Origin of the sequence: Streptomyces sp. NBC_01689 (assembly GCF_036250675.1) — a bacterium.
GTDB lineage: Bacteria > Actinomycetota > Actinomycetes > Streptomycetales > Streptomycetaceae > Streptomyces.
In genome coordinates this window covers 2,136,840-2,154,499 of sequence record NZ_CP109592.1, presented here as the reverse complement: position 1 = coordinate 2,154,499, position 17,660 = coordinate 2,136,840, and the positions used below count along the sequence as shown (strand labels likewise).

12 protein-coding genes are annotated in these 17,660 nt (G+C 72.4%); 5 read left to right on the top strand and 7 right to left on the bottom strand.

The features are described 5' to 3' along the window. Nucleotides 1–228 precede the first annotated feature (228 nt). From OG776_RS09165 to OG776_RS09155, 3 genes are all read left to right on the top strand, one after another. The gene (locus OG776_RS09165; protein ID WP_315986965.1) at nt 229–870 is read left to right on the top strand and encodes a lamin tail domain-containing protein; all 642 of its coding nucleotides are present in this window, start codon (nt 229–231) and stop codon (nt 868–870) included. A 416-nt stretch (nt 871–1,286) separates the two neighbouring features. Further along, nucleotides 1,287–2,018 carry an alpha/beta hydrolase gene (locus OG776_RS09160; RefSeq protein WP_329320008.1) on the top strand — a complete coding sequence of 244 codons (732 nt, stop codon included), beginning with the start codon at nt 1,287–1,289 and terminating at the stop codon, nt 2,016–2,018. Between the two features lie 311 nt (nt 2,019–2,329). Then, nucleotides 2,330–6,175 (top strand): S8 family peptidase, encoded by a 3,846-nt coding sequence (locus OG776_RS09155; RefSeq protein WP_148012774.1) that lies wholly within the window; start codon nt 2,330–2,332, stop codon nt 6,173–6,175. 71 nt (nt 6,176–6,246) lie between these two features. Here the strand turns inward: OG776_RS09155 and OG776_RS09150 are convergent, their stop codons facing one another. Genes OG776_RS09150 through OG776_RS09140 form a run of 3 tightly spaced genes read right to left on the bottom strand, consistent with a single transcriptional unit; the run spans nt 6,247 to nt 9,744 of the window. Further along, nucleotides 6,247–7,044 carry a phosphatase PAP2 family protein gene (locus OG776_RS09150; RefSeq protein WP_148012775.1) on the bottom strand — a complete coding sequence of 266 codons (798 nt, stop codon included), beginning with the start codon at nt 7,042–7,044 and terminating at the stop codon, nt 6,247–6,249. Continuing rightward, nucleotides 7,045–7,998 (bottom strand): YihY/virulence factor BrkB family protein, encoded by a 954-nt coding sequence (locus OG776_RS09145; RefSeq protein ID WP_148012776.1) that lies wholly within the window; start codon nt 7,996–7,998, stop codon nt 7,045–7,047. Further along, nucleotides 7,999–9,744 (bottom strand): diacylglycerol kinase family protein, encoded by a 1,746-nt coding sequence (locus OG776_RS09140; RefSeq protein ID WP_148012777.1) that lies wholly within the window; start codon nt 9,742–9,744, stop codon nt 7,999–8,001. Nucleotides 9,745–10,142: 398 nt separating this feature from the next. On the opposite strand from OG776_RS09140, the gene OG776_RS09135 reads away from it, so the two are divergent. Continuing rightward, nucleotides 10,143–10,313: a hydrophobic protein gene (locus OG776_RS09135; RefSeq protein ID WP_187285930.1), complete on the top strand. Its 171-nt coding sequence runs from the start codon at nt 10,143–10,145 to the stop codon at nt 10,311–10,313. A gap of 166 nt (nt 10,314–10,479) precedes the next feature. Here the strand turns inward: OG776_RS09135 and OG776_RS09130 are convergent, their stop codons facing one another. After that, on the bottom strand, nt 10,480–10,905 hold the full coding sequence (locus tag OG776_RS09130) for an SRPBCC family protein (protein ID WP_329320004.1): 426 nt from the start codon (nt 10,903–10,905) through the stop codon (nt 10,480–10,482). A gap of 153 nt (nt 10,906–11,058) precedes the next feature. Beyond that, entirely contained in the window at nt 11,059–12,072 is a 1,014-nt protein-coding gene (locus OG776_RS09125) for an aldo/keto reductase (RefSeq protein ID WP_148012780.1), read from the bottom strand. Nucleotides 12,073–12,212: 140 nt separating this feature from the next. Between OG776_RS09125 and OG776_RS09120 the strand changes: the two genes are divergently transcribed. Next, nucleotides 12,213–13,112, top strand: a complete 900-nt coding sequence (locus OG776_RS09120; RefSeq protein ID WP_148012781.1) for a LysR substrate-binding domain-containing protein — start codon at nt 12,213–12,215, stop codon at nt 13,110–13,112. A 111-nt stretch (nt 13,113–13,223) separates the two neighbouring features. Here OG776_RS09120 and OG776_RS09115 read toward each other — a convergent pair whose 3' ends face one another. Both OG776_RS09115 and OG776_RS09110 read right to left on the bottom strand, forming a co-directional pair. Further along, a complete protein-coding gene (locus OG776_RS09115) occupies nt 13,224–15,167 on the bottom strand; it encodes an ABC transporter ATP-binding protein (RefSeq protein WP_329320001.1) in 1,944 nt (647 codons plus the stop codon). A 651-nt stretch (nt 15,168–15,818) separates the two neighbouring features. Further along, complete coding sequence (locus tag OG776_RS09110; RefSeq protein WP_148009844.1) at nt 15,819–17,255, bottom strand: cellulose binding domain-containing protein; 1,437 nt, start codon at nt 17,253–17,255, stop codon at nt 15,819–15,821. Nucleotides 17,256–17,660: the final 405 nt, after the last annotated feature.

Below are 17,660 nucleotides of genomic sequence, written 5' to 3'. Positions count from 1 at the left end.
CCGGCGGATCTTCACAGAAGGAGCAAGGGTGGCGTGCCCTGAGCCGGGGCCGGCCGCATCGCATCGTGATCCACTTTCGGGTGAGGGGTGGGTGGGTGGTGGGGTGGCGTGGTGTGGCGTTTTGGGGGTGGGGGGCTTGGGGGGTATGGGGTGTGGTGTGGGTGGTTCGTCAACTTGGTGCGTTCGGGCGATGAATGGTCCTTGCATGTGAGTGTTACGGGGGTATGGATGATCCGTAACGCGTGTCCGTGTATGGCGCACATCGGTGGGGTGTGGGGGCATGGTGTGGGTGTCGGCGGGCAAGGGCCGGCCGTATTACTCGCACTCGCAGTCCTGCCTTGTGCGGTCCGGTGGTTCCGGGTCGTGGGGGGTGGGGGTGCCCGCACCATGTTGGGGGACTTCATGTCCGCATCTGTGTCTGTCCGTCGTGTTGCTGCTGCCGCGTTGACGGTGGTGGCGGTGGCCGGGGTGTCGGCGGTGCCGGCTTCGGCGGCCGATCATGGTCCGCGTCCGCGGGCCGCGGTGCAGATCAGTAATGTGCATTACGACTCTCCGGGTCGTCACCACCGTTCGAATCTGAACAACGAGTGGGTGGATGTCACGAACACGACGCGTCGGCCGGTGGATCTGGACCGGTGGACGTTGTCGGACCGGGACGGGCGGACGTACACGTTCCATCACTACCGTCTGGCGGGTCGGGCGACGGTGCGGGTGCACACGGGGATCGGTCGTGACACCTTCCGTGATCTGTTCCAGGACCGTCGTTCGTCGGTGTGGGACCGGCGTGGGGACACCGCGACCCTGCGCAACGACCACCGTCGCCTCGTCGACACCCTCAGCTGGGGCGGCCACCACGGCGGCCACCACTGACCCGGTCCCGCCTCTGACGGCATGACCTGGACACCCTCGCACCACCACCCGACGGCGCGTCACCGGCCCACCCGGCCCGGCGCGCCGTCGGCGTGTCCCCGCGCATCGGCCCACCCCGGTCACTCAGGACCACCGGGGTGGGCCTTCCGCCGTCCGCGCGGGGACGGACCGCGCCGGCGGGCATGCGGGAGAGGGGACCGACCGCTGCCTCAAGTGGAGCGGTGCGAAGGCGACTTCCGCCCTCCTCCAGGTGATGTCCTGACGTCGACGGGCGCGTCCGTGATACCTTCGGCCCCGCCGTGCGCCATCACGAACCAGGGAGGTGAGACCGATCAACGCTGTGACAGGTCGGGCCTCCTCCTCTCGTATGGCCTGAGGAGTGCCCGTTCAAGGCACCCCGAAAGGCTTGACCCACCATGCGGTTCATCTCCCGGACGTCGTCCGACGGCGTCATCGAGCAGCTCTTCACCCTTGACGGCATTCCCGGTGTGCTCTGGACGCCGGAAGGAGCCACCGGTACGCGACCGCTCGTCCTGTTGGGACACGGCGGCGGGCAGCACAAGAAGGCTCCCGACATCCTGGCCCTCGCGCGCCGCGTGGTGGCCGAGTGCGGATTCTCAGCCGTGGCGGTCGACGTGCCCGGCCACGGCGACCGGCCGGTGGACGAGGAGTTCGACCGGATCGTCACCGAGAACCGGGCCCGTGTGGCCGCCGGAGCGCAACTGGCCCCGCTGATCGCGGACTTCCAGGCGCTCGTGGCCCGCCGGACCGTCCCGGAATGGCGGGCGGTGCTGGACGCGGTCCAGCGGACGGAGCACGTCGGCCCGGGTCCGGTGGGCTACTGGGGCGTCTCCCTCGGATGCGGACTCGGCGTCCCGTTCGTCGCCGCCGAACCCCGAGTCCGTGCCGCCGTACTGGGGTTGGGCGGGGCGTCCGCGTCCGCGTCCGCCGCCGCGCGGGTGACCGTACCGGTGGAGTTCCTGCTGCAGTGGGACGACGAGCGGGTGCCACGGGCCCAAGGCCTGGCGCTGTTCGACGCGTTGGGATCGTCGGAGAAGACGCTCCACGCCAACACCGGCGGACACGGAGAGGTCCCGGCCTTCGAACTGGACAGCGCACTGCGGTTCTTCGGGCGGCATCTCGCCTGACAACCGCCGTCCCGTCGGACGTCCGGCTCACGACGGTCGTCGTCCGGCGCACGACGGGTGCCGGACGACGACCGGTGCACGACGTGCGGCGTCCGGTACGGGCACCGGACGCCACACGCCCTGTCCCGTCCGGCCCGTCCGTCCGGGGTGCCGCGCGGGGAAGCAGGCGCGGAGGCGGCGCCACCGGTCGCCCCTGTCGCCGTTGCGACATGTCACATCCGTGACAGCCGAGAGCAGTGACACGCCCTGTGACACCAGCGGATTCTGTCGAACAGCGCATGACCTCGGGCTGTATGAAGGGTGCTTGACTGATGGCATGGATGCGCCTGTCGGCGGCTGTATCGACCGTTCTGGTGGCGACCATCGGGGGTGTGTCACCCGTCTCGGCCGGTACGAGCGCGGACGGAACGTCGCGTATCACCCCCGGCGACAGGACGGTCACCGCCACCGTGCGGCTGCTCACCGGCGACCGGGTGACCGTGACCACGCTGCCCGGCGGACGCCACACCGCGTCGGTGCGGCCCGGACCGGGGCGCGAGGACATCGCCTTCCGCACCCTCGAAGGAGACGACAAGGCGCTCACGGTGGTGCCGTCCGACGCCCAGGCACTGGTGAACGCGGGCACGCTCGACCGTCGGCTCTTCGACGTGACGGCCCTCATCGCCCAGGGCTACGACGAGTCCCACGCCTCCGCCCTCCCGCTGATCGTCTCCTCCGGGCCGACGGCGGACGGAGCCAGGAGCACCGCTCGCGCGACCCGCGCCGCCGCCGGCACCGCCGACCGGCTGGCCGCCCTCGGCACCTCCGCGTCGCCGGTCCGTGACCTCGCGAGCATCGGCGCGCGCTCGCTGAGCATCGCCGACGACGACCTGGCCACCTTCTGGAAGACCCTGAACACCGGCGCCACGTCCGACGCCGCTCGTGCCGCGGTCACCCCGAAGGTCTCCCTGGACGGCAGGGTCGAGGCCGTGCTGGACCGCAGCACCGCGCAGATCAACGCCCCGACCGCCTGGAAGGCGGGCTACGAGGGCCAGGGCGTCAAGGTCGCGATCCTCGACACCGGCGTCGACGCGAACCACCCGGACCTGGCGGGTCGCGTCGCGGACGCCAAGGACTTCTCCGGCAGCACGAGCACGAACGACGCCTTCGGGCACGGCACGCACGTCGCCTCGATCGTCGGCGGTACGGGCGCCGCGTCCGGCGGGACCCGGCGCGGGGTCGCGCCCCGCGCCGACCTGCTGATCGGCAAAGTGCTGGGCGACGACGGCTACGGCAGCGAGTCGTCCGTCATCGACGGCATGGAATGGGCCGCCGCCCAGCACGCCAAGGTCGTCAACATGAGCCTCGGTTCGGGCACGCCCACCGACGGCACCGACTCGATGAGCGAGGCCGTCGACGCCCTGACCGCGTCGACCGGCACCCTCTTCGTCGTCGCCGCGGGCAACGAGGGGCCCAACCCCACCACGGTCAGCTCGCCGGGCGCGGCCGACGCCGCGCTGACCGTCGGCGCCGTCGACCGCGACGACTCCCTCGCCTCCTTCTCCAGCCGCGGCCCGCGCCTGGGCGACGCGGCCGTCAAGCCCGACGTGACCGCCCCCGGCGTCGGCATCGTCGCCGCCCGCGCCGCCGGCACCACGATGGGCACCCCGGTCGACGCCGACTACACGTCCGCGTCCGGTACGTCGATGGCCACCCCGCACGTCGCCGGAGCCGTCGCGCTGCTGGCCCAGCAGCACCCCGGCTGGGGCGCGCAGCAGCTCAAGGACGCCCTGATCAGCACCGCGCACGAGGTGCCCGGCACCAAGGTGACCGAACAGGGCGGCGGCCGTATCGACCTGGCCACCGCCATGGGCCCGGTCACGGCCACCGGTTCCCTCACCCTCCCCCCGGTCCAGGTCGGCGCCACCAAGAAGCTCCAGCAGGCCGCCACCGTCCGCTACACCAACACCGGTGACCACGCGGTCACGCTCACGCTGGCCGCCTCCCTCGCCACCACCACGGGACGCGTCCTGCCGGCCGGCGTGGTCGGTGTCGGCAGCGGCACGGTGCAGGTGGCGGCGGGCGCCACGGCCGACGTGCCGCTGAGCCTCGACGGCGCCAAGGCCACCCGGGGCAAGTACTACGGTCACGTCACCGCCACCTCCGCCGACGGCACCGTGCTCACCCACACCACCGTGTCCCTGAACGCGCACGGCGCGCTGCACAAGCTCACCGTGATCGCCCGCGACCGCGACGGCAAGATCATGGAGGGAGCCGCCCCGACGATCTGGGGCGCCGACGGGTTCGTGGACTACACGAGCCTGGAGCCGGCCGTCGCCGAGGTCGAGGAAGGCACCTACCAGGTCAGCTTCAACACCATCGACAAGGCGGCCGACGGTGAGGAACTGCGCGAGGTCGTCGACCCGGAGGTGAAGGTCACCAAGGACACGTCGGTGACCCTCAGCGCCGCCGACACCGTCCAGGTGCAGATCCGCACCCCCCGCCCCGCCGAACAACGCGGTGTCCTCAGCTACCAGACCTACCGGAAGATCGACGGCAACGGCCTGATCCAGGGCGTCATGTACTTCGACGTCGCCCGGCGGATCTACGTCAGCCCCACCGCGCGCGTCACCGACGGCGACTTCGAGTTCGCCTCGCGCTGGCAGATGGTGGCTCCGCAACTGCGGGCGAAGGTCCCCGGCTCCTCACTCGGTTTCACCCCGTACTACGTGGACGCCTCCCCGGCCTTCGACGACAAGGGCGCGCGGCTGACCGCCGTGGACGCCGGTGCCGGTACCGCCGCCGACCTGCGCGCCGCCCATGTGCGCGGCAAACTGGCCGTCGTCCGCTGGGACTTCTCCGACGACCGGGCACTCGCCCGGGCGGCCGCGGACGCCGGGGCCAAGGCCCTGATGCTCGTCATGGAGGACGGCTTCTACCCCTGGACGCGGTGGAGCCCGACCGGCGACCGGATGGCGCTGCCGACCATGCGTGCCGGCGCGGCCGAGGGCACCGCGCTGCTGAAGCGGGCCAAGTCGCGCTCCACCACGGTGGAGTTCACCGGCACGGTCCACAGCCCGTACCTCTACGACGTGATGCAGGTGTCCAAGGGCTCCGTGCCCAAGTCGCTGGTGCACACCGTCTCCGAGCGCGAGAGCGCCGTGGTCCGCAGCACCTACACGCGCACGGGGGCCACCTCCTGGGCGGGCGAACAGCGCTTCGGCTGGCGGCCCTACCAGGACACCGCCTGGAACCAGTACACCCGCTACGTCCCCACCGGTGGGGAGCGCGTCGAGTACGTGACCGGCGGCGACACCCAGTGGCGCCAGACGGTCCGGCACAACGTCGTCGGCGACCCCGACATGCCGCTCCTGGCCGGCATGAGCGACCTGCCGCGCACCTACCGGCCCGGCGAGCACGTCACGGAGCGGTGGTTCGGAGCGGTGGTCCGTCCCGCCATCCCGCGGGGCGCGGCCTGGCAGTCGGTGCGTAACGGCGACACCCTGTCCGTGTACGTCCCGGAGTTCTCCGACTCGGGCACCGGCCACTGGGCGTTCGGCGAGATCCCCAGCGGCGGTGTCGGCAGCGGCATACGCGCCGGTTCACCGTCCGCCGCGGCGGACGACCTGCCCGACACGGCCACGGCGGAGCTGTACCGGAACGGGAAGCGGATCGCCGCGTCCGACAACGGCGCGTGGGGCGACATCGAGGTGCCCGCCGGCGACGCCGCGTACCGGCTGGACCTGGCCACCGCCCGCGTCTCGGACGACTGGGACTTCGCCACCGGCACGCGCACCTCGTGGGCGTTCCGCTCGGGCACCGCGGCCACGACGGCCATGCTGCCGCTGCTCCAGGTGGACTACTCCGTCCCCGTGGACGCGCGGAACGCGGTGGGCCGGGGACGCACGCACCGCCTGGGGCTGACCGTCCGGATGCAGGACGGCATGAAGGCACCGAGCGGGGTGACGCTGAAGGCCGAGACGTCGTACGACGGCGGACGGACCTGGACCACGGCGTCCACCACCCGCGAGGGCGGCGGCTTCAGCGCCACCGTGACGCGCCCGGCCCGCGTGCACGGCGACGCGTACGTGACGCTGCGGGTCACCGCGCGGGACGCGGCGGGCGACACCGTCCGGCAGACGGTGGACCGTGCCTACCTGCACCCCGGCGACCGGTGACGGTGACCGGGGGCCGTCCGTCCTGACAACGGGGTGGGTGCCGGGGGTTCGTCCCCGGCACCCACCCCGTCTCAGTGCGACACCTCACGGCCGGCCGGACCCGGTTCCGGGTGGGCGCCGGTGAGTTCCGGCTCCAGACCGCCCCTCAGCCCGGTGTGTCCGCGGCCCGCGTCGACCCGCCAGGCCTCGAAGGCCCAGGCCGTCAGGGCGACGACCGCGAGCCCCAGCAGCCAGCCGCCCACCACGTCACTGAACCAGTGCACGCCGAGCGCGACACGGGTGAAGCCGACACCGAGCACCGAGACGACGGCCAGGCACCAGACCGGGGGCCGCCAGGCGCGCGGGACCAGGGGGAGGAGGACGAGCAGCAGCACCGCGAACGAGGTGGTGGCCGTCATCGCGTGCCCGGACGGGAAGGAGAACCCCGGGGCGTGCGCGACCGGGTCCGCCAGGGACGGCCTGGCCCGCTCGACCACCGTCTTGACGAGCAGTCCGATCAGGCCGCCGGCCACGGCCGTCACGGCGGACCAGGCCGCCAGCCGCCACGCCCTGCGGTACAGCAGCCAGAGCGTGAGCAGCGCGACGGCCGAGCGCAGGGTGACGGGATCCCACACCCGGTCGGAGAGGAAGCGCAGGGTGCCCGTCCAGGCGGGATGCTCCAGCGCCGTCCCGTGCAGCCGCCGCGCCGTGCCGGAGTCCAGCCGGCGCAGCGGCTCCCACCGGCCCTCCAGGAGGACGAGCAGGATCCCGAAGGGGACGGCGGCGACCGCGGCGACGGCCGCCGATCCGAGCAGCCGGACCCCGAATCTCCGGTCTGCCGCCCGGCGCCGCCGGTCACGCAGGCGAAGGGCGACGGTGCGCACCGGCATTCACACTCCAGGGTCGGGATGGATCGGACCGGGCCGCAGCGCCCGGGACGCCTCCAGCTGCGCGGCGAACGCCAGTCCGAGGAACAGGGCGATGGAGGTCAGATAGGCCCAGAGCAGCAGCGACATGAACGCGCTGAGCGGCCCGTAGATCGTGTCGAAGGACCCGCTGATCCCGAGGTAGAGGCTCAGCAGCCAGGTCAGCAGGGTCCACAGCACGAGGTAGACGGTGGCGCCGAAGGCCAGCCAGGTGTACCCGGGCTGCTGTCTGCGCGGCGAGCGGCGGAAGATCGCGCTGGCGGAGATGAGCGCGAGCAGGAAGCCGACCGGCCACCGGATGATCTCCCAGGCGGTTCTGGCCGCGCCGTCCAGTCCGTACACCGTCACCGCGGCGGAGGCCAGGTCGCCGCCGGCCACCATGACGACGAACCCGAGCCCCAGCGGGATCCCGGCGCTGAGCGACATCACCAGGCCGCGCAGGTACTTGCGGTGGAAGGGGCGGTCCCGCTCGTTCCCGTAGATCCGGTTGGCGCCGCGCTCGATCTGGCACATCGCCGTCGTGACGTTGACCAGGGAGAAGACCAGACCGAACCAGAGGGCGACCTCCGCGCCGTCGCCCGCCGTGTGCCGGCTGCGCCGCAGCGCGTCGTCCACCACCTCGGCGCTCGGACCCGCGGCGATCCGGTGGATCGTCAGCTCGGCGAATCTGCCGATGTCCTCCGAGTGCAGCGCCGTGGAGAGTCCGACGAACGCGATCGCCAGCGGGATCACGGCCAGCACCGTCTGCAGGGCGAGCGCCCGGGAGTGGCTGAAGCCGTCCGCGTAGCGGAACCGGACGAAGGAGTCACGCAGCAGCGGCCAGCGGCCGTACCGGCGCAGCGACGCGAGCGCCTCGTCCGCGGACAGCTCCTCACCGGTCATGTCACGGGTCTCGGGGACCCTGGTGGCGGTACCCATTCACTTCTCCCGGGACGGCAGCAGCACGGTCAGGGCGCCGGGCCTGACCTCGGCGGTCAGCCGGCGGCCACGGCCGACCGGGTCTCCGTCGAGTTCGCGGGACTGCGGTGCGTCGAAGGCGAGTTCGGCCCGCCGGAAGGTGAAGAACTCCACCGGTACGCCCTTCCGGTCGCCGTCCGGGGTGGCGAGGGTGTGGACGGTGCCGGGCCGGTGCGTCCGGGACCGGCCGCGCAGCAGCGTGCCGATCGCGCGCAGCCAGCCGCCGGGACCCCGTGGGTCGAGGACCAGGAGATCGAGGTGACCGTCGTCGGGGCGGGCGGACGGCAGGAGGGTCAACCCGCCCTGGACCGTGCCGACATTGGCGACGAGGACCATGCGGGCGGTACGGCGCAGGGCGGGCGCGTCGTCGAGCCGGAGGGTCAGACCCATGCGGGGGGTGCGCAGGGTGCTGACACCCGCCAGCAGGTAGGCGGGCCAGCCCACGGCCGACTTGGCGCGGTCGTCGGTGTGCTCGATCATCGCGGCGTCCAGCCCGGCCCCGGACATCGCGGCGAAGTGGGTGGCGGGGAGGCCGTCGCCCTCGATGTGCCCGAGGTCCAGCCGGTGCGACGTGCCGCGCAGCGCGGCCTCCAGGGCCTCGGCGGGGGAGAGCGGCAGGCCGAGGTTGCGGGCCAGCAGGTTGCCGGTGCCGCAGGGTACGACGGCGAGCGGGACCCCGCTGCCGGCCAGGGCGTCGGCCACCGTCCGCACGGTGCCGTCCCCGCCGCAGACCACGACCAGCGTCGCGCCGTCGCGGACCGCGCGGGCCGCCTGTCCGCCGCCCGGGTCGTCGCGGGTGGTCTCGATGAACACCGGCGCGCGGTGGCCGTGGTGGTCGAGGACCCGGCGCAGGGACACCCGGGTGGCCTCGTCGGTCACCGTCGGGTTGAAGATCACGGCCGTGGTGCCGTGGTGCCGTTCGGCGCCGGTGGCCTCGGTCGCGGGCGGCGGATCCTCCCTGGGCGGCGCCGTCACGGTCCGGTCGGTCAGCAGGGCGCGTCCGACGATCAGCAGGGACAGGCCGCCGTTGACGAGTCCGCCCACGACGTCCGAGGGGTGGTGCATGCCGCGGTAGAGGCGGGCGACGCCCACCAGCAGCGGTACGAGGAGCAGCAGCACGCCCACGACGCGGCGCCAGGGGCCACGGCCGCGGGAGAGCACCACCACGGCGAGGCCCGCGTACAGGGCGGTGGCGGCGCCGGTGTGGCCGGAGGTGTAACTGGACGTGGGCGGGGAGGCGTCGAGGCGGTCCACGTCCGGCCGGTGGCGGTCCACCGACAGGGTGATGGTCAGGAAGACCAGCGCCTGGAGGGAGACGGCGACGGCGAGGAAGGCCGCCTGCCGCCACATCGGCAGACGGGGCATCAGGACCAGTACCAGGCATGCCGCCAGGGTGAGGGTGATGACCGTCAGCGTGTTGCCGGCCTCCGAACCGATGAAGGACAGGGTGGTGAGCGTGCCGGTGCGGCCCCGCTCGAAGGCCTCGTCGAGGCGGTCCTCGACCGTCAACGGCCACAGGTGGCGCGCCGGGCCGGTGATCAGGAGCCCGAGGCCCACCAGCAACCCGGCCTGGCACAGCGTCAGTACGGCGATCCGCGCGCCGGTCCGTCCGAGGCCCCGGGGCAGGGTCGCCGGCCTGCCGGAGCCGGCCTCCACCGACGGGGCACGGGACAGTCCGGCAGGTCTTTCCGGCACGGCGGTCGGCATCGGGGCTCCTACGGATCGGCGCCTTGCGGCGGCGTTCGGCCGGGGGCGACTCCCCCGACCCCACGCCGTCTGCCCCGGGACCCGCCGGGCAGACCTCCCGGACGCGGAATCGCCCCGCGGACCGTCACACCGGGTGTCCACCGTGACGTGTGCCGACGGCCGTGGCCTGCGGGCGTCCGCGTCCGGGGACCGGCCGCCGGGCCGCCGGGCCGCCGGGCCGCCGGGCCGCCGGGCCGCCGGGCCGCCGGCCGGGGGAGGGGACGCGTCCGGCGCGTCGGGAACCGCTGCCTCGTGCCGGGGCCGTCGTGTACGGCCGCTCCGAGGGACCGGAAACATCTCAACTCCCGGTGCATGAACGGGTGCCGGGAGGGCACCCGGAGTGGCGGAGGTTGATGACGATGATTCCCCTGCTGCTCGTACTTCTGCTCGCCCTGGTCCTCTTCGGTGCCGGGTTCGCCCTGAAGGCCCTGTGGATCGTGGCCGTGATCGTGCTCGCCGTATGGCTGCTCGGCTTCGTCATGCGCTCCGCCGGGACCGGTGGCGGACGTGGCCGCTGGTACCGCTGGTAGAGATCCCCTGTACCCACGTGGTGGTGGTGCGGGGCGGCCCCGGACGATCTCGTCCGGGGCCGCCCCCTGTCCGGATGTTCCCCGGCGGGGTGCTCCCGGTCCTGGTGCTCCCTGACCCGGTGACGGCCGCGGCCGAAGGTCCGGTGCGATTCTTCCCGTGTCCGGGTCAGCCCGCGGCGGACGTCAGGGTGCGGTGCAGCGCGGCCAGGCCGTCCGTGTAGATGCCGTGGAACAGGGCGACCGCCTCGGCGTCGCCCGTGCCGTCGGGCGTGAAGCTGCCGGACCACTCCACGCGGGCGCTGTCCCGGCGGCCGGTCTCGTGCACCGTGAGCGTCGAGACGTAGCCGGTGACGGGGAAGGGCGCCCGCAGGATGGAGTAGCTGTAGGTGCGGGCCCGCTGGTCGAAGGCTTCGAGGCGTTCGACTATCACGCCGCCCTCCTCGCTCGTCAGCGTACGGACGCGGCCGCCCTCGCCGAGTTCGCTGGTCGGGATGTACGGCAACCAGTCGGGCAGTGAGCCGAAGCCGCCGATGAGCTGCCAGACGCGGTCGGGTGAGGCGGGGACGTCGAGGGACGCGGTGGTCGTGGCCACGGGATTCTCCGTCGGGCTGAGGGTGAACGGGTCGGGCTGGGGGTGAACGGGCCGGCCGGGGTGCACGATCCGGCAAGAGGGGAACTGCCCCTGCGTGGGCCGCTGTCGGCCGGTTCGTGCGGCGGCCGGTGCTGGGGCCGGGGCGGGGGCCGGTCAGGAGGCGGCGGGCACCGGAGCGTCCTCGGCCACCAGCCGCTCCGCACGCAGATCCGCCCAGAACGCGGCGGGAATCCGTTCGGTGAGCGCGGCGATGTCCTCCGCGATGCGCTCGGGCCGCGTCGCGCCGGGGATCGCGGCCACGGCCGCCGGGTGGGCGAGGGCGAACTGCAGCGCGGCGGCCTTGACGCCCACGCCGTGCCGCTCGGCCAGCGCCTTGATGCGCTCCACCTTCTCGACGATGTGCGCGGGCGCCTTCTGGTACTCGAAGTGCGTGCCTCCGGCGAGGATGCCCGAGCTGTACGGGCCGCCGACCACGATGTCGACGTCCTGGGCCGCGGCGGCGGGCAGCAGCCGCTGCAGGGCCCGCTCGTGGTCGAGCAGGGTGTACCGGCCCGCGAGAAGGAAGGCGTCGGGCTTCGGCTCGTCCAGGTCGAGGGTGAGCTCCAGGGGTTCCACCCGGTTCACGCCCAGCCCCCACGCCTTGATGACGCCTTCGTCGCGCAGCCTCTGCAGCACACGGAAGGCACCCGTGCGCGCGCTCTCGTAGGCCGCCAGCCACTCGTCCCCGTAGAAGTCCTGCGCGACGTCGTGCACCCACACGATGTCGAGGCGGTCCGTCCGCAGCCGCTTCAGGCTGTCCTCGACGGAGCGGAGCGTGGCGTCGGCCGAGTAGTCGTTGACCATCTTGTTCGGACGGCCGTGTGCGAAGAGGCCGCCCTTCTCGCCGAGGTCGCGGGCGGACGGGTCCTCGGCCTCGTCCAGGATGACCCGGCCGACCTTGGTGCTCAGCACGAACTCGTCGCGGGGGTGCCCGGCCAGCACGTCACCGAGCCGGATCTCCGAGAGCCCGGCGCCGTAGAAGGGCGCGGTGTCGAAGTAGCGGACGCCCTGGGCCCAGGCGGCCTCCACGGTGGCCGCCGCTTCCTCTTCCGGGATGGCGCGGAACATGTTGCCGAGCGGCGCGGTGCCGAAGCCGAGCGAGCCGGGCAGGAGGGACTTGATGCTCATGGAAGATCCTCGGAACTGGGGAAAATGACGGATTCGTCACGTTGTGGGCGATCCGTCGGCGTGATGTGTTCGAGGTTAGGATCTGCATATAAGACTGTCCAAGACTTGCTCGGACACAGTTGAGTCCTTTGAGGTCCTACATGCTTGACCTGCGACAACTCCGCTATTTCGTCGCCGTCGCCGAGGCCGAACACGTCGGTCGCGCCGCCGAGCGGCTCCACATCTCCCAGTCGCCCCTCAGCCGCCAGATCGCCCAGCTGGAGAAGAACCTGGGACTCACGCTCTTCGAGCGCAGTCAGCAGCGCATCCGGCTGACCTCCGACGGCCGCGTCTTCCTGACCGAGGCGCGGGCCCTGCTGCGCCACGCGGACCGGCTGGAGAACCTGGGCCGACGGCTCGGCCGCGGGGAGGAGGGCGGCCTCTGCATCGGCTACGTCGCCGACGCGATGCACACCGGCATCCTGCCCTCCGCGCTGCGCACCCTGCGTGACAGGCGCCCGGGTATCCACGTCGCTCTGTACGACCAGGAGTCGGCCGAGCAGTTCGAGGGGCTCCGGCAGCGCAGTCTGGACATCGCGCTGGTGCGCACTCCGCCCTCCGACGACGACCCGGACCTGAACTCGGCCCCGTTGCTGCGGGATCCGCTGCTGCTCGTGCTGCCCACCGGACATCCCCTCGCTGAACAGCGGGAGTTGACGCCGGACGTGCTCGACGGGCAGCCGTGGATCGCGGTGGGCGACTCTCCGGACCCCGCGTGGCGCGACACGTTCGTCGCGTCCTGTGTGGCCTCCGGCTTCACGCCCGACATCCGTCTCGACGCGGCGGATCCTCTCACCGCACTGGGCCTGGTCGCCTCCGGCCTCGGTCTCGCGCTCATCCAGAAGAGCATGGTGCGCGGCACGTCCGACGGGGTCGCGATCCGTGAACTGCCCTGGTACGGAAGGTCCGTCCGGCTGTGGGCGGCCTGGCATCGGGTCGATCTCCGGCCCGTCGTCGCCGAGTTCCGCGAGACGGTCCTCGCGGAACGGGACCCTGACTGAGGGGCTGAGGGGCTGAGGGACTGAGGGACTGAGGGGGTTGAGGCGATGGTCGGGTGCCGCGGGGCCGTGCCGGTGCGGCACGGCCCCGCGGTGCCGGGCCCGGTCCAGGCGTCAGCGGTCCTGGGACAGGGCGTGGAGTTCGCCGAGGAGACTGCCCTCGGTGGCGACGAGGTCCTCGAAACGGCCCTCTTCGCGGATGCGGCCCTGGTCGAGCACGATGACCCGGTCGGCCATCCGCACGTTGTCGAGGCGGTGGGTGACCACGATCGTGATCCGGTCCCGGGCCGTCTCGCGCAGCTCGCGGAAGATCGTGTGTTCGCCGCGCGCGTCCATCTCGCTGGTCGGCTCGTCCAGCACGAGCACGGCCGGCTCCCGGTACATCGCCCGTGCGCAGGCCAGTCGCTGCCACTGACCGCCGGACAGCTCGTGCCCGCCCCACACGGAGCGGGCCAGCAGGGTGTCGAGCCGGCGGGGGAGTCCGCGCAGGGCCTCCGCCATGCCGACCCGGTCGGCGGCCGCCCAGATCCGGTCGTCGCCGTCCTCGCGGGGCCGGCCGAGGGTGATGTTCTCCCGGGCGGCGAGTGGCCAGCGTCCGGTCCGCTGCGGGACGAGGCCGACGTGCCGCCACACCGATTCCGCGTCGGCGGTGGCCAGGTCGGTGTCGTCCCAGCGTACGGCGCCCTCGCCGGCCGTGGTCAGTCCGGTGAGCAGCCTGATCAGGGTGGACTTGCCGGCACCGTTCTCGCCGACCAGGGCGACGACCTCCCCGCGATGGAGGGTGAGGTCGACCGGATGCAGGGCCGGTGTCTCCTTGGCCGGGTAGGTGTACCCGGCGCCCTCGAACCGGATCCGCCGCGGCGCCTCGACCCGCGTCGTGCCACGGGACGTCACCATGGACGCGACCTCGTCGACGAAGGCGTGGTAGTCGTTGAGGTAGAGGCCGTGGTGGAACATCACCGCGCCGTACCGCACGATCGAGTGGAGCGCGCGCCCCGCCGTCTGCGCGGCGACGACGGCCGTGCCCGCGAGCGCCGCCGACATCGCGCCCGCCAGCACCAGGGCCGCCAGCGAGGCCCACATGCCCAGGGTGAAGACGCCCGCCAGCGACGCGGCCAGCAGGGTCACGAGCAAGTAAGGCCGGGCGCCCTCCAGTTCGCGGTCCTCGACCCGGTCGCACATCGTCCGGTACCAGAACTGCAGGTACGGGCGCATGGTGTTGGCGCGCAGCTCGTCGGCGAGGTCCGCCGTGGTCAGCCACCAGCGCATCATGCCGCGCAGGTTGCGGGCGGAGAGGGTGCGGTCGTGGACGCGGTAGTCGATACGGGCCGCGATCACCCCGCCCAGTCCACGCGGGATCACGGACAGCAGGAGCACGCCCAGCAGCAGTGGGTGCAGCGAGGTGAGGACGGTCGCCGCGGAGACCAGTTGGACGAGCCCGTTGGTGAGGCTCTTCGCGTCGTCGGCGAGATCGACGGCCCGGAGCGCCCCGATCTCGGCGGCCTGGCTGCGTTCGCTGAACCCCTCCGTGTCGTAGGCGGAGAGCTCGGCGCGCATATGGAGGTCGACCAGGGTGAGATCGGCGGCCGAGGCGATCTTCGGATTGAGGCGCCGGGTCGCCCAGTCGGCGAGGATCCACAGGGCCGAGCCACCGGCCATCGCGGCGACCGCGACGGTCAGGGCGGGCCACGCCTGCGCCGGCCCCTCCCGGGGGTCGGAGGCGGTGAGCCGCGGCAGGGCCCGGGCGACGGCGCCGAGCATCAGGGCCGTCGCCGCACCGGAGAGCAGCTGGCACACGACGACCGTGGCGGCCATGCGCCGGTCGGCGGACCAGGCGAGCCGTGCCGTCTGCGCGAGGGCCCTGGGGATCCGGCGGGCCATGTCCCGGAGCGTCGCGTCGTCCATGGCGCGCCGGTGTCTGCGTCCGTTGTAGTCGAGTTCGGGCGGTGCGGCCGGCCGCGGGGCCCCGTCGCGTGCCGCGGGGACGGACGTCGCGCCGCCGGGGTCGCTCGCCGCCTTCGCGACGGGAGTGGCCCGCCGGCCGTGAGGCGTCGTCATGCGGGCACCCCCGCGGCGAGCCGGTCCGGGGTGTGCCGGAGGTGCGAGGGGCCGGCCGCCGGGGAGAACCGCGGCCGAGGTTTCGCGCCGGCCCGGGTGAGCGGGGCCGGCGCGGGCGTCGTCGAGTCGGTCACGCACCCCACCTCGACGACGGTCGTGACGCGGAGACGAACAGGGCTCGGCGCACATCGACGGGACGGCGGAGCGCGGTCGGGGAGACGGTCCGGGCGGGAGGGTTTTCGAACGCGGACCGGAGGGCGGCGAGGACGAGTACGGGATGCACGGGATGCTCCTTGGTGGGAGGTTCGGTGGCGGCATCCCGGACAACTGCGCTGATCACAGGACCGATACGGGGTGGAAGGAGCGAATGATCGGGCGAAAGTCCGAATCCCGGCGGTCCGGGCAAGTGCGGCCGGGCCGAGCGCCCGGCATCGACCCGTTCGATTCACTCGTCAAGGCGACGGCGCCGTCGCTGTGGCTCGAACGGGGGATTGCGGCGGCGGCGAGGACGGCTCGGACGGTGCCGGCCGTGACCCCTGGTCCGGGTTCCCCCACAGGGTGGCCCGGGACCGCACGCGCGACGCCGGCCTCCTCTCGGTGACGAGGTGGTGCGTCGTCACGTCGGGGAGACCGGCGTCGGGGCACGTGGGGTCAGGAGGCCGGGACCTCGTCCACGAACTTCGTTCCGGCCGTGCGGTAGGCGGCCACCTTCGCGGCCACCTGGGCCGGCGTCAGGACCTGGTCCTTGACGTGCAGCACGTAGTCGACCTGCTCGTCGTAGGCGCGGGCCGTGGTCGAGGTCTGCCCGGCGAGGTCGATCAGCCACTGGTTGAAGTTGATCGACATCGGGCGTTCGGGCAGGTACTGGGCGTCATGCGTGCCGAAGAGCTGCCCGTCGACGTAGTACTTGATGCTGCTGTTGTCGATGGTGAGCACCAGGTCGTGCCACCCGTTGTAGCTCTGCCTGCCCTCGGTGTGCTGGTTGACCGCCTGCCAGGGATCCGGGTTGTACGTCTCCCAGGACGTGGTGTAGAGGATGTTGCCGCTCTCGCCCCAGCCGCCGTTGGGCAGGTACTCGAAGTCGTACTCCGAGTAGTCGTCGGCCATCGGGGCCTTGAGGTCGTTGATGGTGAAGAAGGTCTGCACGAGGTGATCGCCGTCCGGCCCGGACTTGGGGGTGTCGGAGAACTTCACCCGGGCCGCGTAGGTGCCGTTCTTGAACTTGGTGCTCCTGGAGACGACTTCGGTCTGTCTGGTGGATTCCGCGGTGCCCGCGGTGGAGGTCTCCAGGTTCATCACCGTGTTGCCGGAGACGGTGGGGAAGGTGACCTTGGACGGGTCCCAGGTGGCGCCGGGCACACCGGGACCGCCGGAGTTGGAGCGGACGTTCCAGCCGTGGGCGGCGATGGCGGGGTCGGTGTACGAGGTGTAGGAGAAGTCGTCGAACAGGCTCTGGCCCCCGCCGGGCGGGTCGGTCGGATCGGTGGGGTCGGTGGGATCCGTCGGGTCGTTCCCGTCGGGCGCCGTACCCCACACGGTGCTGCCGCCGAGCTGCGCGGTGACCTTGCTCCAGTCCGCGTACGAGGTCCGGGCGGCGCTGAAGGAGTAGTCGTCCGCCTGGTTCAGGGTCTGCCAGGTGGACTGGTAGAAGCGGAGCTGCATGTCGCTGGTGTCGGTGCCCGGTGCCAGTGATCCGGCCCCCGAGGTGAAGCCGATCTCCAGATAGCGGTCCGCGGTGGCGGTGGGGTGAGCCAGCGTGCCGAAGGTGCCGGTGATGTTGGCGCACCCCTTGACCGCCCAGGAACAGGCGAAGCGGTACGAGGCGCTCGCGGAGTCGGCCTTGAAGTAGTAGCGGACCTTCACCTGGCTCAACTGCACGGTCGAGGAACCGGTGTTGCGCACCTTGAGCCAGGGCTCGCTCTGATCGGCGGTGGCCCCGGTCGCGCTGGTGCGGTACTGGACGGCGACGCCGTCGGCCGCGGCGGAGGCGGTCCCGGTCAGGGGAACAGCCGCCAGGACGGTACTGCCCAGCAGGGCCGAGAGGGCCAGGGCCACACGGCCGCGGCCGGCGGGGGGACGGGTTCTCATCGGGGTTCCTTTCAGGGGGGACTCCCGCTGCGCGCGGGAGGGCCGGGGGGAGGGCGGCCGTCAGAATCGCCACGACGATGGGGGGTGGGGTGGGCCCGGCGCCGAGGGCGGGGCGCCGAGCGGGGGAACGGGTGGTACCTCGCGATTCGCCTCCGGGAGACCTGACAGCGGACGGCACATCGTGCTTGACCAGTTGACCGACCGGGTTTACCAGTTGGTGTCGGTTGAAGGTGGCATAGACCAATGCGTGCGTCAACCCCCTTATCCTGTACGGGATTTGGGGAAGGAAGGCGCGAGCGGGCCAGTCGTGTCGCCGGCACCGAACTACTCGGAACCCTTTACCAGTGGACCAGTTATGGTCAGGGTCCCTACCAGTACCCCGTCCCGACGACGATCGAGAGTCCC

Bases quoted from the DNA above. Each gene is read 5' to 3' on its own strand.
- OG776_RS09165 (WP_315986965.1), top strand. From the start codon at position 229: ATGATCCGTAACGCGTGTCCGTGTATGGCGCACATCGGTGGGGTGTGG.
- OG776_RS09160 (WP_329320008.1), top strand. From the start codon at position 1,287: ATGCGGTTCATCTCCCGGACGTCGTCCGACGGCGTCATCGAGCAGCTC.
- OG776_RS09155 (WP_148012774.1), top strand. From the start codon at position 2,330: ATGGCATGGATGCGCCTGTCGGCGGCTGTATCGACCGTTCTGGTGGCG.
- OG776_RS09150 (WP_148012775.1), bottom strand. From the start codon at position 7,044: ATGCCGGTGCGCACCGTCGCCCTTCGCCTGCGTGACCGGCGGCGCCGG.
- OG776_RS09145 (WP_148012776.1), bottom strand. From the start codon at position 7,998: ATGGGTACCGCCACCAGGGTCCCCGAGACCCGTGACATGACCGGTGAG.
- OG776_RS09140 (WP_148012777.1), bottom strand. From the start codon at position 9,744: ATGCCGACCGCCGTGCCGGAAAGACCTGCCGGACTGTCCCGTGCCCCG.
- OG776_RS09135 (WP_187285930.1), top strand. From the start codon at position 10,143: ATGATTCCCCTGCTGCTCGTACTTCTGCTCGCCCTGGTCCTCTTCGGT.
- OG776_RS09125 (WP_148012780.1), bottom strand. From the start codon at position 12,072: ATGAGCATCAAGTCCCTCCTGCCCGGCTCGCTCGGCTTCGGCACCGCG.
- OG776_RS09120 (WP_148012781.1), top strand. From the start codon at position 12,213: ATGCTTGACCTGCGACAACTCCGCTATTTCGTCGCCGTCGCCGAGGCC.
- OG776_RS09115 (WP_329320001.1), bottom strand. From the start codon at position 15,167: ATGACGACGCCTCACGGCCGGCGGGCCACTCCCGTCGCGAAGGCGGCG.
- OG776_RS09110 (WP_148009844.1), bottom strand. From the start codon at position 17,255: ATGAGAACCCGTCCCCCCGCCGGCCGCGGCCGTGTGGCCCTGGCCCTC.